We start from the raw sequence: 23,403 nt of genomic DNA, 5'->3' as shown, positions 1-23,403 counted from the left end.
TACCGGTGAACCGAATTGCGACCCGGGCCGATCGGTGTCGCGATCCTTCGCGTCATCCTCGGAAACCACACCCATTCCTCTCCCCGGGACACACGTGTGGGGCGGCCGCGAACGACCGCCCCACCCGTCGAATCATCCCGTTCAGTACTGGAACGAACCACCCCACTGGGTGGTCACGCCTGCGACGTTCACCGTCTGCGGCGCCAGGTCGCCGGCGGGAACGAGCGGCGGCAGTTTAACCTGCGCGGCGGCTTCGAGCGCGGCGGCGCCGCCCGGCTGCGCGGCGATCCACTGCTCCACGGCCGCCTTGGCCGCGTTGACCTGCGTGGTGTCGAGCACGAAGGCGTTCTTGTTGTCCGCCAGGCCTTCCCCACCGGTGTAGGTGGTGACCTTGACGGTGTTCACGTCGAGGAACTCGACCGAGGCGCCGGCCTCGCCCGCGCCGGTGGGGGTGCGGTAGCCGATGGTGCCGACGTAGCCGGCCTCGTTGCTGAAGTGGTGGGTGTTGGCCACGTAGCCGGGCAGCACCGCACCACCGTCGACGTTCGCGCCGAATTCCTGGTGGGGGCCGGTCATCTCGACGACCGGGGCGGCCGGGGCGGCCTCCAGGCGCGGCGCCTCCCAGCGCGGCTCCTGCACCAGCGTCTCGGTCTGCGACTCCGGCTGGCTCGGGGTCACGCGGCGCTCCGGCTGGGCCGGGCGTGCCTGGCCGTCGTCGGCGGCGGGAGTGTCCTGCTGCGCGCCGTGTTCGCCCGCGCCCGGTGCGACGGACTCCGGGGTCTGGGCGCCGTTCTCCGGCGCGACGGCGGGCTGCGGCTGGTCGCTCTGACCCGGCACCGGCAGCGGTGCGACGCGCGGGGTGGTGACACCCGGCTGGGTCGGCGTGGCCAGCTTCGGATCCTTCTCCGGCTCCGGCATCACCTGCTCCGGCTCCGGCGTGGTGACACCCGGCTGGCTCGGCGTCGGCTTGTTCTCCGGCTTCTTCTTCTCGTCTCCCTGACCCGGCGAGCCCTGCTCCGGCGAGCCCTGCCCGGGCTGCGCGGTGCCGGGCGTGTCGGTCCCCTGCGGTGCGTCGTTGGTGCCCGGCTGCACCGGCGCCGGCGTGGCCGGTGTGCTCGGCTCGTTCGGAACGGCCCCCGCCGGCGCAGCGAACAGGGTAGCCACAGCCGCCGCGGTGGCCAGAGGCAACGATGTGCTGGCCATCGCTCGCTGCGCCCGACTCGGCTTACGATGTTTCACTTTTCGCCCAATCCCTTCCCGGGTGCGGCCGAGGCGGTCGCACTCAGTTCGTCCCTGACGAGACGCGTCCGGTCGCCGAATGACCGACGGTCACCCCCTGGGCCGGCGCCCGCCTGTGCGGGCACGCGGCACCACCGGCGACCCCGTGCACTGTACGAGGCCCGGAAAAGGACGATCCCCCACCAGAACCCCGCGACCGCCCGCCGATCGCGTCTCTCGCGAGCGAGTCAACCACATCAGCGCGGTTCGAGGCAATGCGACCGAAAGCCGTCCACCGGCAACGGCACTCGCGCCGGTGCGCGGCGGGTCAGTCCAGGTCGTCGTGCCGCATGAGCAGCCGGCCCGCTTCGGTGACCGAGCCGGTGAGCGAGGGGTAAACGGAGAATGTCTGGGCGAGGTCGTTCACGGTCAGATTGTTCTGCACCGCCAGCGCGATCGGCAGGATCAGCTCGGAGGCGATCGGCGCCACCACCACGCCGCCGATCACCACGCCGGTGGCCGGACGGCAGAAGATCTTGACGAAACCGCGGCGCAGGCCCGACATCTTGGCGCGCGGATTGGTGTTCAACGGCAGCATGACCGTGCGGGCGGGCACCTCGCCGTTGTCGATGGCGGTCTGGCTGACGCCGACGGTGGCGATCTCGGGGCGGGTGAACACCGCCGAGGCGACGGTCTTGAGCCGGATCGGGCTCACGCCCTCGCCCAGCGCGTGGTACATCGCGATACGGCCCTGCATCGCGGCCACCGAGGCCAGCGGCAGCAGGCCGGTACAGTCACCCGCGGCGTAGATGCCCGAGACCGCCGTCCGCGAGACCCGGTCGACCCGCAGGTATCCGCCGCGGTCGAGTTCGATGCCGACCTTGTCCAGCGCCAGGTCGCCGGTGTTGGGGGTGGAGCCGACGGTCATCAGCGCGTGCGTGCCGGTGACGGTGCGCCCGTCGGAGAGCTTGACCACCACGCCGTCGGCGGTGCGCTCCACCGCGTCGGCCCTGGCGTGCTTGACCAGTTCGACACCGCGCTCGGCCAGCGCCTCCTCCAGCACCAGCGCCGCGTCGGCGTCCTCGCCGGGCAGCACCCGGTCGCGACTGGAGACCAGCTTCACCTGCACGCCCAATTCGGTATAGGCCGAGACGAATTCGGCACCCGTGACACCGGAGCCGACCACCACCAGCGTCTCCGGCAGCTCGCGCAGGTCGTAGAGCTGACGCCAGGTGAGGATGCGCTCGCCGTCCGGCTCGGCCCCGGGCAGCACCCGCGGGCTGGCGCCGGTGGCGATGAGCACCACCTCGGCATCGATCACCCGCTCACCGGCGCGCTCGCCGGTGGGCCGGACGGTGATGCGGTGCGGCGCCCGGCCGGGCGCCGGGTCGGTGAAGGACGCGGTACCCGAGATCAATGTCACGCCCGCGGACAGGAGTTTGGAGCGGATGTCGGAGGACTGCGCCAACGCCAGCGCCTTGACGCGCGCGTTCACCTCCGGCAACTGCACGGCGGCCTGGCTCGGGTCGAGCGTGATGCCGAGATCGCGGGCCCGGCGCAGATCGGTGCGCATGCCGGTGGAGGCGATGAAGGTCTTCGACGGCACACAGTCCCACAGCACGCACGCGCCACCGATCCCGTCGCGGTCGATCAGTGTCACCTGGGCGCCGTGCTGCGCCGCCACCAGCGCGGCCTCGTAACCGGCCGGTCCGCCACCGATGATCGCAATACGGGTCATGGGTACTCCCCTTCAGCTCGTCGACCGGGATCTCCGGTATGAGGCTTACGTTAATCGGCCCCCCGGTGTCGTCTTCGCCACACACCTGCCGTGCCGTGCCCGCATTCCCACGCGCGTATGCCCGGCGAACTGTGCACCGAGCAGGCTAACCTTTGCTACGTGCCGATTTACGCCGCTTACGGGTCGAACATGGACTCGTCGCAGATGCTCGAGCGCTGTCCGCACTCCCCCATGTCCGGGACCGGTTGGTTGGAGGGCTGGCGGCTGACCTTCGCCGGAGACGACATCGGCTGGGAGGGGCCGCTGGCGACGGTGGTGGAGGACCCGGGCTCGCGGGTGTTCGTCGTGCTCTACGACGTCTCGCCGGAGGACGAGCAGCGGCTGGACCGATGGGAGGGTTCCGACTTCGGCATCCACAAGAAGATCCGGTTGCGGGTCACCCCCAACCCCGGCAGCGGCACCGAGCCGCGCCTGGCGTGGCTGTACGTGCTCGACGCCTACGAAGGCGGGCTGCCCTCGGCCCGGTACCTCGGCGTGATGGCCGACGCGGCGGAGAAGGCGGGCGCGCCCGCCGACTACGTGCACGCGCTGCGCACCAGGAACAGCCGCAACGTCGGCCCGGGCAACTTCTCCGGCTGAGCGACACCCGTCGAGCCCCCGGTTCCGACGCGGGAACCGGGGGCTCGACGGCGTCTCAGCGGGGTCGCTGCTGCAGCACCAGGTTGGTGAACACGCGCACGCCGACGGCCAGCGCCCGCTCATCGATGTCGAAGGTCGGCTGGTGCAGATCGAGCTGCTCGCCGTGCCCGGACCACACGCCGAGGCGCGCCATCGCCCCCGGCACCTCCTCGAGGTACCAGGAGAAGTCCTCGCCGCCGCCGGACTGCGGGGTGTCCGACAGCGCGTCCGGCCCGAGCGCGCGGATCGCGTCCTCGAACTGGCGGGCCGAGTGCTCGTCGTTGACCACCGGCGGCACGCCGCGACGGTAGTTCAGCTGGTAGCGCACGCCGGTCGGGGCGAGCAGGCCGTCGACGATCTCGTGCACCATCGGCTCGAGCAGCGACCAGGTGGCGTGGTCGCCGGTGCGGACGGTGCCGGTGAGCATACCGGTCTGCGGGATGGCGTTGGGCGCCTTGCCCGCCGACACCGCGCCCCACACCATCACGGTGCTGGTGCGCGGGTCGATGCGGCGGCTGAGCAGGCCGGGCAGCCCGGTGATGACGGTGCCGATGGCATAGACCAGGTCGCTGGTCAGGTGCGGGCGCGAGGTGTGCCCGCCGGGCGAGTCCAGCACCAGCTCCACGGTGTCGGCGGCGGAGGTGATGGCACCCACCCGCATGCCGACCCGGCCCACCTCCAGCCGGGGATCGCAGTGCACCGCGAAGATCCGCTCGATGCCGTCCAGCGCGCCCGCGGCCACCATGTCCAGCGCGCCGCCGGGCATCACCTCCTCGGCGGGCTGGAAGATCAGCCGCACGCCGACCGGCAGCTCGGGCACCTCGGCCAGCGCCAGGGCGGTGCCGAGCAGGATGGTGGTGTGCGCGTCGTGGCCGCAGGCGTGGGAGACGCCCGGCACGGTGGAGGAGAACGGCAGCCCGGTGAACTCCTGGAGTGGCAGCGCGTCCATGTCGGCGCGCAGGGCGATGCGCGGCCCGTCCTCGGGTCCGATGTCGCACAGCAGACCGGTGCCGCCCGGCATCCGCCGCGGGGTGAGCCCGGCCTTGGTGAGCCAGGTGGCGACGAATTCGGTGGTGGCGAACTCGGTGCGGGACAGTTCGGGGTTGGCGTGGATGTGCCTGCGCCACTGGATCAGGTCGGCACCGTGCGCGGTCAGCCACCGCTCGACCGCCGCGCGGCCGTCCAACGCGGGCTCGGGCACCGGTTCACCGTCCGGGGCGTCGGCCACCGCGCGCACGGTCACATCCGGGGCGGGCGGACGCGTCGGCGGCGCCGCCTGAGCGGTCACGCATGCCGCCGCCGCGGAGCCGCTCGCATGCCCGACGGGTTGCCCGGATGTGCTCACCGAATGTCCTCCTGTCGTCGAACCAGCCGTTGCCACAACCTGCCTCTGTGTTCTTCATCGCGGGCCACCGCGATGGCGGTACGCGCGAGGGCGCGCGCGCCGTCGATCACCGCCCGGTCGGCCGAGGCGTTGACGCTGGCGGCGGCGAAACCCGGCTGATGCGTCACCGCCCCGCCCGCATCGATGCCGATGACCGGATGGATGCCCGGGACCACGTTGGTGACGTTGCCCATATCGGTGCTGCCCAGCGGGCGCGCCGCCTCGAGGTCGGCCGCGATCGGCACCCGGCCGAGATCGGCGATCTGCTCCCGGTACACCCGCAACAGGCCGGGGTCGGGCGTCAGCTCGGTGTAGGTCGGCGCCAGGGTCCGGATCTCGTGGGTGCAGCCGGTCGCCAGGGCGCCCGCCTCGAAGCAGGCCGACGCTCGTCGCATCAGGTCGTCGAGGGACGCGGAGTCGGCTGCGCGCAGGTAGTACAGCAGTTCCGCATGGCCGGGCACGATGTTGGGGGCGATGCCACCGTCGCTGACTATACCGTGCAGCTGCTGGCCGGGTTTCAGGTGCTGGCGCAGCAGACCCAGCGCCACCTGCGCGACCGTCACCGCGTCGCCCGCGTTGCGGCCCTGGTCGGGTGCGGCGCTGGCGTGCGCCTCGCGGCCGTGGAAGCGCACCGCGATGTCGGCCAGGGCCAGCGACCGCGCACCGGCGATGTCGCAGGGGCCGGGGTGCACCATCATCGCCATCGCGATGTCGTCGAACACGCCGCGCTCGAGCATCAGCACCTTGCCGCCGCCGCTCTCCTCGGCCGGGGTGCCCAGCACCACCACGGTGAGGTCGAGCGCGTCGGCCACCTCGGCCAGGCCGAGTCCGGCGCCGACCGACGCGGCGGCGATGATGTTGTGCCCGCAGGCGTGGCCGATCTCGGGCAACGCGTCGTATTCGGCGCACAGTCCGACGGTCAGCGATCCGCTGCCGTAGACGGCGCGGAAGGCCGTCGGCAGCTCCGCGACGCCGGTGGTGATCTCGAAGCCGCGTTCGGCCAGCGGCTCGAGCGTCTTGGCGACGCTGCGGTGCTCGGCGAAGGCCAGCTCCGGTTCGGCGTGGATGGCGTGCGAGAGGGCGATCAACCGCGGGCCGGCGGCACCGATCGCGGCATCCGCGCGCGCCGCCGCGTCCACCCGCGCGCCCGCGTCCGCCCGCGCGCCGTCGCGGGACGGCGGGACGGGCGGAGGTGGTGGCATGGGACACAGTCTGGCACTGCTGGCCGCCCGCGGCGCGGCACGCACCCGCGGGGCGGGTCGGCGCCGGGTCAGCCCAGGGCGAAGGCCAGGTTCTCCGGCGTGGTGTGCACGGCGAGTCCGGCCAGGGCGTCGGCGTGCAGCGCCCGCTTGATGATCGGCAGAATCGGCTTGCGGTTGGCCGCCAGCGCCGCCGCGCGCGCTACGGCCTGCTCGAGCAGCGCGTCCGCCTCGGCCACGTCGTCGACGATGCCCGCGGCGCGGGCTTCGGCGGCCGGGAACCGGTGACCGGTGGTCATGGCCTGCACGCAGACCTGGTTGCCGAGGCGATGCGTGAGCAGGGCGTTCATCCCGACGGTGAACGGCATGCCCAGGTGCACCTCGGGCAGGCACCAGAAGCCGCGGTCGGCGCGCATCACCCGGAAGTCGTGCGAGCTGGCCAGCATGGCGCCCGCCCCGAAGGCGTGCCCGTTGATCGCGCAGACCGTCGGCAGCGGGAAGGTGAGCAGGCGGCTGTAGATCGCGTGCACCCGGTCCAGGTAGCCGTGCATCTGCTTCAGGTTGCCGAACAGCCAGTCGGTGTCCAGGCCGTTGCTGTAGAACTTGCCGGTGGCGGTGGTCACCAGCGCCGCGGGGCCCTCACTGGCCTCGACCTCGTCGAGCAGCGCGTTGAACCGGTCGATCCAGTCGGGATGGAAGCGGTTCTCGCTGTCGGTCTGTCCCTCGTTTCCGAGGTGGAGCACGAACACATCGCCCTGACGTTCCAGATACGGCATGCGGGCAGCCTAACCAACCGGAGCGCGGTCCTACTCGTGGGTAGCACCCCCTGCCCGGCGCCCGCGGCCGATCACGGCGATACTTGACCCATGCTTGCCGCAGAGGCCGCCGAGGCGATCGCCGAACGTACCGGGGTGCCGCGGCACCGGGCCGCCGTGGTGCTGGGATCGGGCTGGCAGGCCGCGGCCGCCGAGATCGGCGAGCCGTCGGCCTCGGTGCCGATGCCCGAGCTGCCCGGCTTCGGCACCCCGTCCGCCCAGGGCCACGTGCCCGTACTGCACTCGGTGCCGGTCGGGTCCGAGCACGTGCTCGTGCTGATGGGCAGGCAGCACCTCTACGAGGGCTACTCCCCCGCCGAGGTGGTGCACCCGGTCGCGACCGCGGTGGCCGCGGGCGCGGAGACCGTCGTGCTCACCAACGCCGCGGGCGGCATCAGAGCGGGCCTGCGGGTCGGCGAGCCGGTGCTGATCGCCGATCACCTGAATCTGACCGGCCGCTCCCCGCTGGCCGGCGCCACCTTCGTCGATCTCGTCGACGCCTGGGATCCGGGGTTGCGGGCCCTGGCACGGGAACTGGACCCGGAACTCACCGAGGGCGTGTACGCGGGCCTGACCGGTCCGCAGTACGAGACGCCCGCGGAGATCCGGATGCTGCGCACCGTCGGCGCGGACCTGGTCGGCATGTCGACGGTCCTCGAAGCCATCGCGGCCCGGTCGCTGGGCGCCCGCCTGCTCGGCATCTCCCTCGTCACGAATCTCGCCGCCGGCGTCACCGGGGAACATCTCTCGCATGCCGAGGTGCTCGCCGAGGGCAACGCGGCCGCGCCGCGATTGGGCAAACTCCTGCGCGGCGTGCTGGAGCGGCTCGGCTCGGCGCCCGACGGCGCCGCATGATCGCGTCGATCGTCCCGCCCCGGCGACGCACCGTGATCCGGCGCGGCGGGTGGAAAGGACACGGTCGCTAGCCATGCTGCGCTTCGGGACGGCGGGACTGCGCGGACCGGTCGGACCGGGACCGGACGCGATGAACACCGAGACGGTCGCGCGCGCGACCGCGGGCGTGGTCGAGTGGCTGCGCGGCCGCTGCCTCGGCGGCGGCCGGGTGGTGGTGGGGCGCGACGCCCGGCACGGTTCGGCCGAGTTCGCCGCCGTCACCGCCGAGATCTTCCAGGCGGCGGGTTTCCCGGTGACGCTGCTGCCCGAACCGCTGCCGACGCCGGTGGTCGCCTACGCGGTGCGGGCGCTGGGCGCGGTGGCGGGCGTGCAGATCACCGCCTCGCACAACCCGCCCGCCGACAACGGCTACAAGCTCTACCTCGACGGCGGATCGCAGCTCATCGCTCCCGCCGACGCCGAGATCGAACGGTGTATCGAGGCCGCGCGGCCCCCGTTCGACCGGGCGGCCGTCGCGCCATCGGGCGCGGAGCTGGTGGATGACTACCTCGCGCGGGTGGCCGCGCTGCCGTCGCTGATCGGCGGACCCGGCCCGCGCGCGGCCGTGCGGATCGCGCTGACCCCGATGCACGGCGTCGGCGGCGACCTCGCGGTGCGCGCCTTGGCCGCCGCGGGCTTCACCGACGTGCACGTGGTGCCCGAGCAGTTCGACCCCGATCCGGACTTCCCGACCGTCGCCTTCCCCAACCCGGAGGAACCCGGCGCGGCCGACCTGGTGCTGGCGACTGCGCGGCGGGTCGGCGCGGATCTGGCCATCGCGCTGGACCCGGACGCCGACCGTTGCGCGCTGGGTGTGCCCGGCCCGGACGGGTGGCGCATGCTGCGCGGCGACGAGACCGGCGTGCTGCTCGGGGACCGCGTCCTGCGCACCGCACCCGCCGACGCGCTGGTGGCGACCACGATCGTGTCCTCACGGCTGCTGTCGAAGGTCGCGACCGCGCGCGGCGCCCGCTACGCCGAGACCCTGACGGGTTTCAAGTGGCTGGCCCGCGCCGGTGACGGCCTGGTGTACGCCTACGAGGAGGCCATCGGGCACTGCGTCGACCCGGCCACCGTGCGCGACAAGGACGGCATCTCCGCGGCGGTGACGGCCGCCGACATGGTGGCCGCCGGCAAGGCCGCCGGACGCACCCTGCTCGACGAACTCGACGACTACGCGGTGCGATTCGGCGTGCACGCCGGTGACCAGGTCTCGCTGCGGACGGCCGACACCGCCGCCGCGGCCGCCGTGGTCGAACGGCTGCGCGCCGACCCGCCCGCGGCACTCGCGGGCGAACCGATGCGCTACACCGACCAGCTGCGGGTGCGGGGCCGGCTGCGCACCGACGCGCTGATCTTCGAGGGCGAACGCTCGCGGGTGGTGATCCGGCCGTCCGGCACCGAGCCCAAGCTCAAGTGCTACCTGGAGGTGGTGGAGCCGGTACGCGCACCCGCGGCCCTGGCCGCGGCGAAACAGGCTGCGCGGGAACGGCTCGCGGAGCTGGCGGATTACTGCCGCAGGCTCTGACACCGGCCTCGATCGCGTTCGCCACGCTCCCTCAGCGCGGCCCGAACTGCCGATCGCCCGCGTCACCCAGACCGGGCACGATGTAGGCGTTCTCGTTCAATCCCTCGTCGACCGCGGCGGTCACCAGCCGTACCGGCAGGCCGCTGCGTTCCAGCGTGGCAATGCCTTCCGGCGCCGCGACCACGCACAGGGCGGTGATGTCGGTGGCGCCGCGGGCGGCGAGCAGTTCCAGGGTGTGGCGCATGGACCCGCCGGTGGCCAGCATCGGATCCAGCACGAACACCGGCACGCCCGCGAGGTCTTCCGGCAGCGACTCCATGTACGGCACCGGCTGATGGGTGCTCTCGTCCCGCGCGATCCCGACGAAACCCACCCGCGCGTCCGGCACCAGCCCGGCGGCCGCATCGACCATGCCGAGCCCGGCGCGCAACACCGGCACCAACAGCGGCGGCTGCGCGAGCCGGGCACCGGTGGCCGGGGCGACGGGCGTGTTGATCTCGTAGGTGTCCACCGGCGCCTCCCGCAGCGCCTCGTAGACCAGGATGCCGGTCAGATCGCACAGCGCCGCGCGGAAGACCGCATTGGGCGTGCGCTCGTCGCGCATCGTCGTCAACAGGGCAGCGGCCAGCGGGTGATCCACGGTGTGCGTGCGCATGAGGGAACGATAAGGTCGACGCGAGTGCGCAGTCGGGCGAGGCGGTGGAAAATGTTGCCGCGGGGGTGGAACCGCGGGGCGAGGCGGCGCGTCGAACTAGGTGGATGACGTACTCTGCCTGGGAACAACGGATGGGGGAAGCACTATGTCGAAGATGTCGGCGGATACCGAGGGCATCGCCGCGTATGGCGCGACCGCCGGTGTCATGGCGGGCGAGATGGCGGGTGTCGCGGCGGGGGCCGCGGCCGCCGCACCGGCGCTGCTCGGGCCCGTCATGGGGTTGATCGGCGGCGATTTCGTGGCCGCCTACAGCGCGGCGCACGCCGGGCACGTCGCCTCGATCGCGCAGTTGTCGGCCGTGCTGTCCAGCATGGGCGGGGCCGCGGCGGGCGCGGCCACGGTGCTCACTGAGACGGACCTCACCAACGCCGCCGCCCTGCGCGGCGCCGAGTTGGACGGATGAGCCGGTGATCGACATCAACGTGCTCGTCAAACCGCTGCTCGACCTGCTGAGCAGTTTCGGTTCCGGCGTGCTGCCCAGCGGCGGCCCCTCCGACGCGCTGGTGTCGGCGTCCACCGCCCTCGAGCAGTTGCACCAGCAGGGCCGCGCGAGCATCAACCAGATGAACAGCGCCTGGGACGGGGTCGCCGCCGACGCCGCGACCGCCAAGGCGCTGCGGGTGCAGACCTCCGCCGCCACCATCTCCGACCGGGGCACCGAGATGGCCACCGTGGTGAATCAGGCTGCCGCCCAGGTGGAGACGGGCCAGAAGGATCTCAACGGCATCGTCCAGTCCTTCGTGAACACCGCCACCGCGCTCGGTCCCACGCTGGCGACGCCGCAGGGCCTCACGGTGCTGGTCGGCTCGGCCATCGAACACCTGAACCAGGGCTTGGCGGTGGTCGGGCGGGTGCGCAGCGAACTCGACACCCAGACCGCCGCCATCACCCAGCTCACCCCGCCGCCCTCCACCCCGCCGGTGGCCTCGCTGCCCGGCGCGCTCGCGGGCGGCGCGTCCTCGGGCCTACAGGGCCTGATGGGCGTGGTGGGCCAGGCCGGTTCACTCGCCACCACGATGGCGAGCACCCCGCTGAAGCAGGTGTCGAAGGCGGCGACCACCGGCACGACGCCGAGTTCGGCCGCGCCCAGCGGGCAGAACCCGAACTCGTCCACGTCGACGACCGCCACCACCGACGGGGTCAAGATCACCCTGCCCGACGGCAGCGTGGTCGAGGCGCCGAACGAGAAGGCCGCCACGGCGGTGCAGGCCGCGATCGGGGCCGTGGGCACGCCTTATGTGTGGGGCGGCAACGACCCGGGCTCGGGCATCGACTGCAGCGGTCTCACCAAGTACGCCTACGGCGAGGCGGGGGTGGAGTTGCCGCGGCTGGCGCAGGAACAGCACATCGGCCACCCCCAGGTCTCGCCCGGTGACCTGATGCCCGGCGACCTGGCCGTGTGGGACGGCCACGTCGCGATGGTCATCGGCAACGGGCAGCTCGTGGAGGCCGGTGATCCGGTCTCGATCAGTTCCATCCGAACGGAGAACATGGGTATGGAGTTCTACGGCTTCTACAGGCCCACCGCATGAGCGAGCAGCAGATCCCGAACGTCACGGTCGCGGTCAGCCAGAACCGGTCGGGCACCATCGCCGTCAAGGCCACCGACCAGGGCATGCCGGTGGAGATCAAGTTCGAGCGCAGCGAATACCGCTACGGCGCACAGGCGCTGGCGAACGAGATCCTGCGGCTCACGCAGCGCTCGGCCGTCGCCGCCCGGGCCAAACGCCGCGAGGTGCTGGCCGAATCGGGCATGCCCGCCGACATCCTGGACCGGCTCGGGCTGCCCACCCGGCAGCAGGCCGTCGACGAGCTGGACCGCATCGATGACGCCGACACCGGTCCGACGAGCTGGATGAGGCCGGTATGACGGGAGGGCGCGCGATGCGCGTTGAGGGAGGCACAGCATGAGCGCGGAAATGGATGCCCTGGTCGCCGGCGCGACCGCGAAACTGGAGGCGCTCGAGGCCGCGCTGTACGGCCTGAAGCAGGTGAAAGGCACCTTCACCACCGAGGACGGCGCGGTGAGCGTGGAGGTGAACAGCGACGGCGCGCTGGTCGGCCTGCGGCTGTCGGAGGCGGTCACCGCGATGGCGCCCGCCGACGTCGGTCAGCTCATCGTGTGGGCCTGCCGGCAGGCCGCCGAGGACGCGGGCGCCCAGCGGTCGAAGGTCGTTGCGACACTGAACGAATCGTTCGCTTCGGACACGACCTCGGTTCCGGGGTCGCCGGGAGGCAGGCCGGATAGTGCCTGAGCCGGAAGGTCGATAGGCTTCCGCACATGGCTTCTGGAGACATCGTCCCGATCGAGCTCGGCCTGACCGACGGCGATCTCGTCACCCTGTGGGCACCGCGCTGGCGTGACGGTGACGACGAGTGGATGGCGTTCCTCGGACACGAGGACACCCTCTACGGTTTCGAGGGCGTCGCCGAGCTGGCGGCGTTCGTCCGGACCAACTCCGACAACGATCTCGTCGACCATCCCGCCTGGAAGGTGGTGGTGGGGCTGTCGGCGGCGGAGCTGGAGCCGGAGGAGAACTACTCCTACGATCTGGTCGGCGTTCCCGAGCTGGCGGCGGGCGATCCGGATCCGGAGACCATCGCCGAACTCGAGGAGACCCTCGAGATGGTCCGCAACATCGGTGATGTCTGCGAGCTGGAGACGGTGACCAAGTTCTTCAGCTCCCACCCGGTGCTCGGTGCGCTGCCGAGCGGGGTGAGCGCGTTCGTCGGCCGTGACGGCGAGGAGCTGTGGGACCAGATCGGCGCCGCCATCGCCAAGGACTGGGACGCGGTACTCGACGCGGTCGACACCGTGGTGAGCATTCCGGAGGTCGACGCCGACGCGCTCGCCGTGGCCGAGGCGGAGCTGCTCGCCGCCGAGGAGAACGTGGTCGACGCCGACGACGTCGCCGACGCCGAGGAGGAAGAGGAGTTCGAGCCCGTCGATCTGGACGCGGACGACGAGGACGAGGAGGAGTCGTTCTGGCACGAGGTCGGCATCGACCCGGTCAAGATCGTCACCTCCGAGGGCACGTACTTCACGCTGCGCTGCTACCTCGACGACGAACCGATCTTCCTGGGCCGCGACGGCTCGATCCTGGTGTTCGGTTCCGAGCGCGCGCTGGCCCGCTACCTGGCCGACGACCACGATCACGACCTGGCCCGGGTGAGCACCTACGGCGACGTGCAGACCGCCGCCGTGGACGGCTCGCTCGAGGTCGAGGTCACCGACGAGAACGTCTACGTGCTGCCCGGCCTGGCCGAGGACCTGGCCGAGGGCCCGCGTGCGGTGGACATCGATCAGCTCGACCTGGCGGTCGAATTGTTCACCGACGCAGCCGATTACGCCGACGACGACGCGGTGGAAACCGCGCTGGCCAAGTCCACGCCGCTGGGCTGGTACGTCTCCTACCTGTTGAACCCCGACCCGACCAGGCTGGCCCCGAACCCGCCCTACGCGGCCGAGGCGCAGGCCTGGCGCGAGCTGGAACGCAACTTCGAGGCGCGCCTGGTGAGCGAGTGAGACGTCAGCCGATCAGCACGGCGTAGCCGGGCTTGATGATGTCGTCGATGATGCGCAACCGTTCCGGGAACGGGATGAACGCCGACTTCATGGCGTTGATCGTGAACCGTTCCAGGTCGCTCCAGCCGTAGCCGAAGGTCTGCACCAGCTTGTGCATCTCCTGGCTCATGCTGGTGTCGCTCATCAGCCGGTTGTCGGTGTTGACGGTGACGCGGAAGCGCAGCCGGGCCAGCAGGTCGAACGGATGCTTGTCCAGCGAGGGCACCGCGCCGGTCTGCACGTTGGACGACGGGCACAGCTCGAGCGGTATCCGCTTGTCGCGCACGTACCGGGCGACCAGGCCGAGTTCGGCGTCGGCCACCGAATCACCGACCCGGATGTCGTCGGTGATCCGCACGCCGTGCCCGAGGCGGTCGCAGCCGCAGAAGGCCAGTGCCTCGTGGATCGACGGCAGCCCGAAGGCCTCACCGGCGTGGATGGTGAAGTGCGCGCTGTTGGCACGCATGTACTCGAAGGCGTCCAGGTGCCGGGTGGGCGGGTATCCGGCCTCGGCCCCGGCGATGTCGAAACCGCCGACCCCGCGATCGCGCCAGCGCACCGCGAGTTCGGCGATCTCGCGGGAACGCGCGGCGTGCCGCATGGCGGTGAGCAGACAGGTCACCACGATCGGCTGGCCGGCGGCCGCGGCCGCCCGCTCCCCCTCGCGGAAGCCCGCCAGCGTGTGTTCGACCACCTCGTCGAGGCTGAGCCCGCGTTCCAGGTGCTGCTCGGGCGCGTAACGGACCTCGGCGTAGACCACGCCGTCGGCGGCGAGATCGAGGACGCATTCCCGGGCGACCCGGCGCAGCCCCTCGGGGGTCTGCATGACGGCCACGGTGTGGGCGAAGGTCTCCAGATACCGTTCCAGCGAGCCGCTGTCGGCGGCCTCCCGGAACCAGGCCGCCAGCTCGGCCTCGGTGTCGGCGGGTAATTCGTCGTAGCCGCACTCGGCGGCCAGTTCGAGCACCGTCGCGGGCCGCAGGCCACCGTCGAGGTGGTCGTGCAGCAGGGCCTTGGGTGCTCGGCGGATCGAGGCGAGGGTCAGCGGCGTCGGTCCTGTCATGTCCACACGGTAGCCGCGCCCGGCCGATTCGGCAGGCGACACGGGCGCGGGCCACACACCCGTCGCCGCACGGTCACGGACTTGTCGGTCCGCGGCCATTCGGCGGTGGGCCGAGGGGTGCGATCACGACCGTGTGGCCGCCCGATCCGGGGCCGGGCGAGCGAGCAGGGCGCGGATCTCCGCGGCGACCAGGGCGGGGTCCTGTTCGGCTAGGAAATGACCGGCCGAGACGGTGCGATGGCGCAGGTCGGGCGCCCAGGTTCGCCACAGTGCGGCGGCGTCGTAACCGAGCGCGGCTCCCCAGTCCTGTGGGAGCACCGCGACCGGCATGCCGAGGGTGCGCCCGGCCGGCGCGGTCGTGCTCGACGTCGACGGTCGCGGAGGCGCGGTAGTCGGCGACGATCGATGGCACCGCGGCACGGGATGCGGCGAGGCAGGCGGCCCGGATCTCGCTGCTGCACGCCACCGACGGCGATCTCGCCTGCGCCCGCGCCGCGCTGCGGGACCTGCCCGATCCGCCGGCGGACCCGCACGCCGAGGCGCTGTGGTGCGTGATCGGTCGCGACGCGCTGCTGGCCGGTGGCCGCGACTCCGTCGCGCGTGCGCGCGCGGCGCTGCTGCCCGCGGCCGCCGAGTCCGCGGGCGGCGGGCGGGCTGTTCACCGCGGGACCGGTCGCCGGGTACCTCGCGGAACTGGCGGCCACGCTCGGTTGAGCGCCGGACGTCCGGCGCTCAACCGATCCGGTCGAGCACGAGCGGGCCCGTGCCGGCGGTGGCGTCGCCGATCTCGATCCCCTCGCGCAGCGCGGCGGCCGCGGAGTCGAACGCCTCGGGGGTGTCGGTGTGCAGGGTGCACAGCGCCTGGCCAGCGGTGACGCGGTCGCCGACCCCGACGTGCAGTGCCACGCCCGCGCCGTGCTGCACCGGGTCGCCCTGGCGTGCCCGCCCCGCGCCGAGCCGCCAGGCGGCCACACCGACGCCCATCGCGTCGAGGCGGGTCAGTACGCCGTCACGGTCGGCGCGCAGGATCTCGGTGTGGGTGGCGCGCGGCAGCGGCGCGTCCGGGTCGCCGCCCTGGGCGCGCACCATCGCGCGCCAGTGGTCCATCGCGCGGCCGGAGGCGAGCACGTCGGCCGGATCGGTGTCCAGGCCGGCGAGGGCGACCATCTCGCGCGCCAGTGCCAGGGTCAGCTCGACGACGTCGGCGGGCCCGCCACCGGCCAGGACCGCGACCGCCTCGGCGACCTCGAGCGCATTGCCCGCCGTGCGGCCGAGCGGGCTGTCCATCGCGGTCAGCAAGGCCACCGTCCGCACGCCCGCGTCGGCGCCGAGCTCGACCATCGTGGTGGCCAATTCGGTCGCGGTCGCGCGGTCCTTCATGAACGCGCCGGAGCCGACCTTGACGTCGAGGACCAGCGCGGCGGTGCCCTCGGCGATCTTCTTGCTCATGATCGAACTGGCGACCAGCGGCACCGACTCGACGGTGCCGGTGACGTCGCGCAGTGCGTAGAGGCGCTTGTCGGCGGGAGCGAGGTCGGCGCCGGCGGCGCAGATCACCGCACCGATCGCCGGGTCGGCCAGGATGTCGCGCATCCGCGCCACCGGGACGTCGGCCCGCCAGCCCGGGATCGACTCGAGTTTGTCCAAGGTGCCGCCGGTGTGCCCGAGCCCGCGGCCGGACAGCTGGGGCACCGCCGCGCCGCAGGCGGCGACCAGTGGCGCCAGCGGCAGGGTGATCTTGTCGCCGACGCCGCCGGTGGAGTGCTTGTCGACGGTGGGCCGGGGCAGGTCGGTGAAGTCCATGCGCTGCCCGGAGGCGATCATGGCGGCGGTCCAGCGGGCGGTCTCGCGCCTGGTCATCCCGCGCAGCAGGATCGCCATCGCCAGCGCCGCCATCTGTTCGTCGGCGACCGCGCCCCGGGTGAAGGCGTCGATCACCCAGTCGATCTGTTCGTCGGAGAGCTGTCCGCCGTCGCGTTTGGTGGTGATGAGGGAAACCGCGTCCAGAGCCGTCACGCGGCCAGTCTGGCACTCACCGCTGCCCGGCGGCGAGGTCGTCGGGGCCGAAGGCATCGGGCAGCAACCGCGCCAGCGGGACCGGACCGGCCCGGTGGTCCACCAGCAACCCCGCTCCCCCGTGCTCGTAGAGCACCTGGCGACAGCGCCCGCAGGGCAGCAGGATTTCGCCGCGCGAATCGGTCACCGAGACCGCCAGCAACCGCCCGCCCCCACCCGCGATGAAGTTACCGACCAGTACAGTTTCGGCACAGAGGCCGAGTCCGTATGAGACATTTTCCACATTGCATCCGCTCACAATTCCGCCGTCGGCACGGAGAGCCGCCGCGCCGACCGGGAACCGCGAGTACGGCGCATAGGCGTTATGCATTACCCGAAAAGCATTGTCGCGCAAAGAATTCCAGTCGATTTCGGGCACAGCGGACCTTCTCCTCCACGGGCCGCACCCACGCGCGCGAGTGCCGCAGCGCACCCCGTTACGCAGCAACAAAGGTAAACCTAACCCACCGCATTACCACGCAACGCACGGCACGCCGAATTAGTTCCGCGAATCGGAGGGGATTAGAGTCCAAGACAGATCGGTTCAGGTTCCCGGCAGCGGGCATGCGCTTCAGGAGCACAGCGCAGCCACCTGGGCATTCGCCCCTCCCACGCGGTCGGCACCGGACCTGAAACCGGGTCCATCAACGACGTTGGAGGCACCGCACTCTATGACCACGATCGAAGCTCCGGCCCAGCCGAAGCGGAAGACGCTGTATCGAGGCGACCCGGGAATGTGGTCCTGGGCGCTGCACCGCATCACCGGTGTCACGATTTTCTTCTTCCTCTTCGTGCACGTGTTGGACACCGCGCTGGTCCGGGTCAGCCCGGAGGTCTACGACGAAGCCATCGAGACCTACAAGAACCCGCTGGTCGCCCTGATGGAGATGGGCCTGGTCGTCTGCGTGCTGTTCCACGCGCTCAACGGCGTCCGCGTGATCCTCGTCGACTTCTGGTCCCAGGGCCCGCGCTTCCAGCGCCAGATGCTGTGGATCGTGCTCGCCATCTGGATCGTGGCCTCGGCCGCCGGTGTCGGCCGCCAGTTCTTCTACCTGCTGACGGAGCACTGATCACGATGACCGCACCTGTTCTCGGCAAGTCCTACGACCGCCCCGCCAGCCTGGACCTACCCCGGGCGCCGCGCGGGCGCGCGGGCAACAACTTCGAGAAGTACGCCTGGCTGTTCATGCGCTTCTCCGGGCTGCTGCTGATCGTGCTCGTCCTGGGTCACATGTTCATCATGCTGATGATCGACGGCGGCGTGCAGCGCCTGAACTTCGCGTTCGTGGCCGGCCGCTGGGCCTCGCCGTTCTGGCAGATCTGGGATCTCACCATGCTCTGGCTGGCCCAGCTGCACGGCGGCAACGGCCTGCGCACCGTGATCGACGACTACTCCCGCAAGGACTCGACCCGCTTCTGGCTCAAGACCCTGCTCGCGGTCTCGATGATCCTGATCATGGGCGTCGGCACCTACGTCATCTTCACCTTCGACCCCAACATCAGTTAGGAACAGGCCACCTCGCATGAGTGAGTCCAGCGAACGTAACAGCGGCGCCGTCGCAGCCCGTCCTGTTCAGGAACATCGCTACGACGTCGTCATCGTCGGTGCCGGCGGCGCGGGTATGCGCGCGGCCATCGAGGCGGGCCCGCGCGTCCGGACGGCCGTGCTGACCAAGCTGTACCCGACCCGTAGCCACACCGGCGCGGCCCAGGGCGGCATGTGCGCCGCGCTGGCCAACGTGGAAGAGGACAACTGGGAATGGCACACCTTCGACACCGTCAAGGGTGGTGACTACCTGGTGGACCAGGACGCCGCGGAGATCATGGCCAAGGAGGCCATCGACGCGGTGCTCGACCTGGAGAAGATGGGCCTGCCGTTCAACCGCACGCCCGAGGGCAAGATCGACCAGCGCCGCTTCGGCGGTCACACCCGCGATCACGGCAAGGCGCCGGTGCGCCGCGCCTGCTACGCGGCCGACCGCACCGGCCACATGATCCTGCAGACGCTGTACCAGAACTGCGTCAAGCACGACGTGCAGTTCTTCAACGAGTTCTACGTGCTCGACCTGGTGCTCACCGAGACCGACCGCGGTCCGGTCGCCACCGGCGTGGTCGCCTACGAGCTGGCCACCGGCGACCTGCACGTCTTCCACGCCAAGTCGATCGTGTTCGCCACCGGCGGCTCGGGCCGCATGTACAAGACCACCTCGAACGCGCACACCCTGACCGGTGACGGCATGGCGATCGTGTTCCGCAAGGGCCTGCCGCTCGAGGACATGGAATTCCACCAGTTCCATCCGACGGGTCTGGCCGGTCTGGGCATCCTCATCTCCGAGGCGGTCCGCGGTGAGGGCGGCATCCTGCGCAACGCCGACGGCGAGCGCTTCATGGAGCGCTACGCCCCCACCATCAAGGACCTCGCCCCGCGCGACATCGTCGCCCGCTCGATGGTGCTCGAGGTGCTCGAGGGCCGCGGCGCCGGGCCGAACAAGGACTACGTCTACATCGACGTGACCCACCTCGGCGAGGACGTGCTCGAGGAGAAGCTGCCCGACATCACCGAGTTCTCCCGCACCTACCTGGGCGTGGACCCGGTGAAGGAGCTGGTGCCGGTCTTCCCGACCTGCCACTACGTGATGGGCGGCATCCCCACCCGCATCCGCGGCGAGGTGCTGCGCAACAACGACGACATCGTGCCCGGCCTCTACGCCGCGGGTGAATGCGCCTGCGTCTCGGTGCACGGCGCCAACCGCCTCGGCACCAACTCGCTGCTGGACATCAACGTCTTCGGCCGCCGGGCGGGCATCGCCGCCGCCGAGTACGCCGAGCGCACCGACTTCGTCGAGATGCCGGAGAACCCGGCGCAGATGGTGCAGGACTGGCTGGCGCTGATCCTGTCCGACCACGGCAACGAGCGCGTCGCCGACATCCGCACCGAGCTGCAGCGGTCGATGGACAACAACGCCTCGGTGTTCCGCACCGAGGACACGCTCAAGCAGGCCCTCACCGACATCCACGCGCTCAAGGAGCGGTACTCGCGGATCACGGTGCAGGACAAGGGCAAGCGCTACAACAGCGACCTGCTCGAGGCCGTCGAGCTGGGCTTCCTGCTCGAGCTGGCCGAGGTCACCGTGGTGGGCGCGCTCAACCGCAAGGAGTCGCGCGGCGGCCACGCCCGCGAGGACTACCCGGACCGCGACGACGTGAACTTCATGCGGCACACCATGGCCTACAAGGAGGGCACGGATCTGCTGTCCGACATCCGGCTCGACTTCAAGCCGGTGGTGCAGACCCGTTACGAGCCGATGGAGCGTAAGTACTGATGACTGCCGTACTCGAGAAGACCAGCGCGTCGAATCCGGCTCCGGTGCCCGAGGGCTCGACCATGATCACCGTCAAGGTGGCGCGGTTCAACCCGGAGGACGGCCAGGGCGCGCACTGGGAGTCCTTCCAGGTGCCGGTCCTGCCGACCGACCGCTTCCTGAACGTCCTGATCTACATCAAGTCCTACCTCGACGGCACCCTCACCTTCCGGCGCTCCTGCGCCCACGGCGTGTGCGGGTCCGACGCCATGCGGATCAACGGTGTGAACCGGCTGGCCTGCAAGGTGCTGATGAAGGACATGCTGCCCAAGGACGGCAAGAGCATCACCGTCACCGTCGAGCCGATCCGCGGCCTGCCCGTGGAGAAGGACCTCGTGGTGGACATGGAGCCGTTCTTCGATGCCTTCCGCGCGGTGAAGCCGTACCTGATCACCTCGGGCAACGAGCCGACCCGCGAGCGCATCCAGAGCCAGGCCGACCGTGCCCGGTTCGACGACACCACCAAGTGCATCCTGTGCGCCTGCTGCACCACCTCGTGCCCGGTGTACTGGCACGACGGCAGCTACTTCGGCCCGGCCGCGATCGTGAACGCGCACCGCTTCATCTTCGACAGCCGTGACGAGGGCGCCCGCGAACGCCTCGACATCCTCAACGACGTCGAAGGCGTGTGGCGCTGCCGCACTACCTTCAACTGCACCGACGCCTGCCCCCGCGGCATCGAGGTCACCAAGGCCATCCAGGAAGTCAAGCGAGCCCTCCTCTTCGCCCGCTGAGTCCAGGCCGCCCACGAAGGCCGTCCGTGTCGACAGACGCGGGCGGCCTTCGCGTTTCAGTACGGCGCATCGTCCAGGGGTGCGGCGCGGGACCAGTGTTCGCCGGCGAGGACGATGTGGTCGAGGAAGCGGAGGCCGACGGTGGTGGCGGCGGCGTGCAGGAGGGTGGTGGCGCGGCGGTCGTCGGGGCTGGGGTGTGGGTCGCCGGAGGGGTGGTTGTGGACGACGGCGAAGGAGCGGCCGTCGTGGCGCAGGACGGTGTTGAGGATCTCGCGGACCGGGACGGCGACGCGGTCGACGGCGCCCTCGGCGACGAAGACGTGGCGGCGTAGCCGGTGCTGGGTGTCGCAGATCAGCACGAGCAGGCGTTCGACGCGGGCACCGGCGAACAGGGGCGCGGCGACGCGGGCGACCTCGGCGGCGTGGGTGAGCCGCGGCGCCGCGGCCGACTCGGCGCGGGCGCGATGGCCGAGGTGGAAAGCGGCGATGAGGGCCGCCGCCTTCGCCGAGCCCACGCCGGTGCGGCGGGCCAGTTCTTCCGGCCTGGCCGCGGCCAGGCCGGCGATGCCGCCGTGGTCGGCCAGCAGCTCGGCGGCGAGTTCCAGCGCACTCGCGCCGCGGCGGCCCTGGCCGAGCAGCAGCGCCAGCAGCTCACCGTCGCTGAGCGCCATCGGCCCGAGCGTGAGCAGACGCTCTCGCGGCCGCTGTGAGCTGGGCATCCGCGCGATCGGTACCGACATCCCCATCCCCCCTCGCCATCCGACGTGACGGGGCGATCATGCCACCGCCCACCGACACCGGGGCGACGACTCGCCTTGACGATATACCCTATAGGGGTATAGTCCGGGGTATGGAGGACATGCAAGGCCACCACTCCGGCCATGCCGATCACCCTGCCCACGACCACGCCACCCACGCGGACCACACCGACCACACCGACAACGCGGACCACATCGACCACGCGGACCACGCTGCCCACGCCGACCACGCAGCCCACAGCGACCACTCCACCTGGCAGATGGCGATGACCGCCACCCTGCACTGCCTCACCGGCTGCGCCATCGGCGAGGTGCTGGGCATGGTCATCGGCACCGCGCTCGGCTGGGGCAACGTGCAGACCATGGTGCTGGCGATCGTGCTCGCCTTCGTCTTCGGCTACGGCCTGACCATGCGCGGCGTGATGCGAGCCGGGGTCGCCTTCGGCGCCGCGCTGTCGGTGGCGCTGGCCGCCGATACGGTGTCGATCACCGTCATGGAGATCGTCGACAACGGCGTGCTGCTCCTGGTGCCGGGCGCCATGCACGCCGGCATCACCGACGCGCTGTTCTGGGGTTCACTGGCCCTGGCCTTCGCGGTGGCGTTCGTGGTGACCACGCCGGTGAACAAGTGGCTGATCGGCCGCGGCAAGGGCCACGCGGTCGTGCACGCCTACCACTGATCGATTCCGCCCGCGCTGCCGCAATCGAGCGGTACCGGCCGGGGGAACTGAGCAGATTGTCCAGTTGTCCGGGTGTTCGTTGTCCCGGCGGCGCACCGGTGCTTGCATCGAATCATGTTCACCGAAGCGCAGCTGTACTCGCCGGTGACCCGTGACCGAGACGGTGCGGTGACGGTGCACCTGAGCGACGAGCACCCCGGCGTGCGCGATCCGGACTACCGGGCGCGGCGCAACGCCATCGCCGCGCTGGCGCTGGGTTACACGCCCGGCGCGGCCCTTCCCCGGGTCGATTACACCGAGGAGGAGCAGCGGGTCTGGCGGATGGTCTCGACCGAGCTGGCGCGCAAGCACCGCACCTACGCCAGCGCCGAGGTGCTGGCCGCCGCCGAGCGCCTCGCCCTGCCCACCGACCACATCCCGCAGCTCGACGAGGTGAGCGCGGCGCTGGCCCCGCTCAGCGGGTTCCGTTACGTCCCTGCCGCCGGTCTGGTGCCGCTGCGGGAGTTCTTCGGCTCCTTCGCCGAGTCGGTGTTCCACTCCACCCAGTACATCCGCCACCATTCCGCACCGCTGTACACCCCCGAGCCGGACGCCATCCACGAGATCATCGGGCACGCGAACCAGATCGCCAGCCCGCGGTTCGCCGCGATCTACCGGACCGTCGGCGCGGCGGTGGCGCGCCTGCGTACCGAGGCGGCGCTGAAGTTCCTGGCGGACGTGTTCTGGTTCTCGATGGAGTTCGGGGTGGTCCGGGAACGCGGCGAGATCCGCTGTTACGGAGCGGGTCTGCTGTCCTCGTTCGGCGAGATCGAGGAGTTCCGGCGGGCCCGGCTGCGTCCGCTGGACGTGGTCGCGATGGGCACCGAACCGTACGACATCACGCACTATCAGCCGGTGCTGTACTGCGCGGAGTCGATCGGCCAGATCGAGGACGTGATCGGCGGGTTCTTCGCGGAGATGGACGACGAGACCCCGCTGCGCGCGCGGCGCGTCGGGTCCGGCTCGCGAGGCTAGGGC

The 23,403-nt window shown here is 71.2% G+C and carries 25 protein-coding genes; 14 read left to right on the top strand and 11 right to left on the bottom strand.

The features are described from left to right. Positions 1-141 precede the first annotated feature (141 nt). Complete coding sequence (locus CRM89_RS26865) at positions 142-1,164, bottom strand: hypothetical protein (protein ID WP_098087138.1); 1,023 nt, start codon at positions 1,162-1,164, stop codon at positions 142-144. A 382-nt stretch (positions 1,165-1,546) separates the two neighbouring features. After that, positions 1,547-2,956: an NAD(P)H-quinone dehydrogenase gene (locus tag CRM89_RS26860; RefSeq protein WP_011207497.1), complete on the bottom strand. Its 1,410-nt coding sequence runs from the start codon at positions 2,954-2,956 to the stop codon at positions 1,547-1,549. Between the two features lie 159 nt (positions 2,957-3,115). Between CRM89_RS26860 and CRM89_RS26855 the strand changes: the two genes are divergently transcribed. Beyond that, positions 3,116-3,595, top strand: coding sequence for a gamma-glutamylcyclotransferase (locus CRM89_RS26855; RefSeq protein ID WP_041559868.1), 480 nt, complete (start codon positions 3,116-3,118; stop codon positions 3,593-3,595). 55 nt (positions 3,596-3,650) lie between these two features. On the opposite strand, the gene CRM89_RS26850 is transcribed toward CRM89_RS26855, so the two are convergent. The 3 genes from CRM89_RS26850 to CRM89_RS26840 all read right to left on the bottom strand — a co-directional run bounded on the left by CRM89_RS26850 (position 3,651) and on the right by CRM89_RS26840 (position 6,993). Next, positions 3,651-4,820, bottom strand: coding sequence for a M20 family metallopeptidase (locus CRM89_RS26850; protein WP_098087137.1), 1,170 nt, complete (start codon positions 4,818-4,820; stop codon positions 3,651-3,653). Between the two features lie 155 nt (positions 4,821-4,975). After that, a complete protein-coding gene (locus CRM89_RS26845) occupies positions 4,976-6,220 on the bottom strand; it encodes a M20 family metallopeptidase (protein WP_011207493.1) in 1,245 nt (414 codons plus the stop codon). A gap of 68 nt (positions 6,221-6,288) precedes the next feature. Further along, the gene (locus CRM89_RS26840) at positions 6,289-6,993 is read right to left on the bottom strand and encodes an enoyl-CoA hydratase/isomerase family protein (protein ID WP_011207492.1); all 705 of its coding nucleotides are present in this window, start codon (positions 6,991-6,993) and stop codon (positions 6,289-6,291) included. Positions 6,994-7,083: 90 nt separating this feature from the next. Between CRM89_RS26840 and CRM89_RS26835 the strand changes: the two genes are divergently transcribed. Then, the gene (locus tag CRM89_RS26835) at positions 7,084-7,887 is read left to right on the top strand and encodes a purine-nucleoside phosphorylase (RefSeq protein WP_011207491.1); all 804 of its coding nucleotides are present in this window, start codon (positions 7,084-7,086) and stop codon (positions 7,885-7,887) included. 73 nt (positions 7,888-7,960) lie between these two features. Next, a complete protein-coding gene (locus tag CRM89_RS26830; RefSeq protein ID WP_098086601.1) occupies positions 7,961-9,454 on the top strand; it encodes a phospho-sugar mutase in 1,494 nt (497 codons plus the stop codon). Positions 9,455-9,485: 31 nt separating this feature from the next. On the opposite strand, the gene upp is transcribed toward CRM89_RS26830, so the two are convergent. Continuing rightward, on the bottom strand, positions 9,486-10,109 hold the full coding sequence (gene upp / locus CRM89_RS26825; RefSeq protein ID WP_060593046.1) for a uracil phosphoribosyltransferase: 624 nt from the start codon (positions 10,107-10,109) through the stop codon (positions 9,486-9,488). 145 nt (positions 10,110-10,254) lie between these two features. Between upp and CRM89_RS26820 the strand changes: the two genes are divergently transcribed. The 5 genes from CRM89_RS26820 to CRM89_RS26800 are packed head-to-tail and all read left to right on the top strand — an operon-like array spanning position 10,255 to position 13,695. Continuing rightward, the gene (locus CRM89_RS26820; RefSeq protein WP_086840224.1) at positions 10,255-10,572 is read left to right on the top strand and encodes a hypothetical protein; all 318 of its coding nucleotides are present in this window, start codon (positions 10,255-10,257) and stop codon (positions 10,570-10,572) included. Between the two features lie 4 nt (positions 10,573-10,576). Then, entirely contained in the window at positions 10,577-11,701 is a 1,125-nt protein-coding gene (locus CRM89_RS26815; protein WP_086840226.1) for a C40 family peptidase, read from the top strand. Beyond that, positions 11,698-12,039 (top strand): hypothetical protein, encoded by a 342-nt coding sequence (locus tag CRM89_RS26810; RefSeq protein WP_011207486.1) that lies wholly within the window; start codon positions 11,698-11,700, stop codon positions 12,037-12,039. Before CRM89_RS26815 ends, CRM89_RS26810 begins: the two co-directional genes overlap by 4 nt. Before the next feature lie 37 nt (positions 12,040-12,076). Beyond that, the gene (locus CRM89_RS26805) at positions 12,077-12,424 is read left to right on the top strand and encodes a YbaB/EbfC family nucleoid-associated protein (RefSeq protein WP_011207485.1); all 348 of its coding nucleotides are present in this window, start codon (positions 12,077-12,079) and stop codon (positions 12,422-12,424) included. Between the two features lie 26 nt (positions 12,425-12,450). Continuing rightward, positions 12,451-13,695 carry a hypothetical protein gene (locus CRM89_RS26800; protein ID WP_011207484.1) on the top strand — a complete coding sequence of 415 codons (1,245 nt, stop codon included), beginning with the start codon at positions 12,451-12,453 and terminating at the stop codon, positions 13,693-13,695. A gap of 4 nt (positions 13,696-13,699) precedes the next feature. On the opposite strand, the gene CRM89_RS26795 is transcribed toward CRM89_RS26800, so the two are convergent. The 4 genes from CRM89_RS26795 to CRM89_RS26780 form a co-directional block, all read right to left on the bottom strand. After that, positions 13,700-14,797, bottom strand: a complete 1,098-nt coding sequence (locus tag CRM89_RS26795) for an adenosine deaminase (protein ID WP_011207483.1) — start codon at positions 14,795-14,797, stop codon at positions 13,700-13,702. A gap of 123 nt (positions 14,798-14,920) precedes the next feature. Continuing rightward, positions 14,921-15,127, bottom strand: a complete 207-nt coding sequence (locus CRM89_RS31900) for a hypothetical protein (protein ID WP_228822087.1) — start codon at positions 15,125-15,127, stop codon at positions 14,921-14,923. Between the two features lie 402 nt (positions 15,128-15,529). Beyond that, the gene (locus tag CRM89_RS26785; protein ID WP_098086600.1) at positions 15,530-16,813 is read right to left on the bottom strand and encodes a thymidine phosphorylase; all 1,284 of its coding nucleotides are present in this window, start codon (positions 16,811-16,813) and stop codon (positions 15,530-15,532) included. Between the two features lie 16 nt (positions 16,814-16,829). Beyond that, entirely contained in the window at positions 16,830-17,231 is a 402-nt protein-coding gene (locus CRM89_RS26780) for a cytidine deaminase (protein WP_011207480.1), read from the bottom strand. Between the two features lie 292 nt (positions 17,232-17,523). On the opposite strand from CRM89_RS26780, the gene sdhC reads away from it, so the two are divergent. The 4 genes from sdhC to CRM89_RS26760 are packed head-to-tail and all read left to right on the top strand — an operon-like array spanning position 17,524 to position 20,948. After that, positions 17,524-17,922, top strand: coding sequence for a succinate dehydrogenase, cytochrome b556 subunit (sdhC, locus tag CRM89_RS26775; RefSeq protein WP_011207479.1), 399 nt, complete (start codon positions 17,524-17,526; stop codon positions 17,920-17,922). Positions 17,923-17,927: 5 nt separating this feature from the next. Then, positions 17,928-18,359, top strand: coding sequence for a succinate dehydrogenase hydrophobic membrane anchor subunit (locus tag CRM89_RS26770; RefSeq protein ID WP_011207478.1), 432 nt, complete (start codon positions 17,928-17,930; stop codon positions 18,357-18,359). A gap of 16 nt (positions 18,360-18,375) precedes the next feature. Then, positions 18,376-20,175, top strand: coding sequence for a succinate dehydrogenase flavoprotein subunit (gene sdhA / locus CRM89_RS26765; RefSeq protein WP_011207477.1), 1,800 nt, complete (start codon positions 18,376-18,378; stop codon positions 20,173-20,175). After that, positions 20,175-20,948 carry a succinate dehydrogenase iron-sulfur subunit gene (locus CRM89_RS26760; protein WP_011207476.1) on the top strand — a complete coding sequence of 258 codons (774 nt, stop codon included), beginning with the start codon at positions 20,175-20,177 and terminating at the stop codon, positions 20,946-20,948. The genes sdhA and CRM89_RS26760 overlap by 1 nt, the downstream gene beginning before the upstream one ends. A gap of 56 nt (positions 20,949-21,004) precedes the next feature. On the opposite strand, the gene CRM89_RS26755 is transcribed toward CRM89_RS26760, so the two are convergent. Continuing rightward, positions 21,005-21,688 (bottom strand): RadC family protein, encoded by a 684-nt coding sequence (locus tag CRM89_RS26755; RefSeq protein WP_170986867.1) that lies wholly within the window; start codon positions 21,686-21,688, stop codon positions 21,005-21,007. Positions 21,689-21,798: 110 nt separating this feature from the next. Here CRM89_RS26755 and CRM89_RS26750 point away from each other — a divergent pair, with 110 nt between their 5' ends. Then, complete coding sequence (locus CRM89_RS26750; RefSeq protein ID WP_228822085.1) at positions 21,799-22,386, top strand: DUF4396 domain-containing protein; 588 nt, start codon at positions 21,799-21,801, stop codon at positions 22,384-22,386. A 114-nt stretch (positions 22,387-22,500) separates the two neighbouring features. Next, positions 22,501-23,400, top strand: a complete 900-nt coding sequence (locus CRM89_RS26745; protein WP_011207471.1) for a phenylalanine 4-monooxygenase — start codon at positions 22,501-22,503, stop codon at positions 23,398-23,400. The last annotated feature ends 3 nt before the right edge of the window (positions 23,401-23,403 follow it).

This window comes from Nocardia sp. FDAARGOS_372 (assembly GCF_002554515.1).
GTDB classification, from domain to species: Bacteria; Actinomycetota; Actinomycetes; order Mycobacteriales; family Mycobacteriaceae; genus Nocardia; species Nocardia farcinica.
The sequence above is the reverse complement of the archived record's forward strand: the minus strand, read 5'-3'. Positions and strand labels throughout refer to the sequence as shown.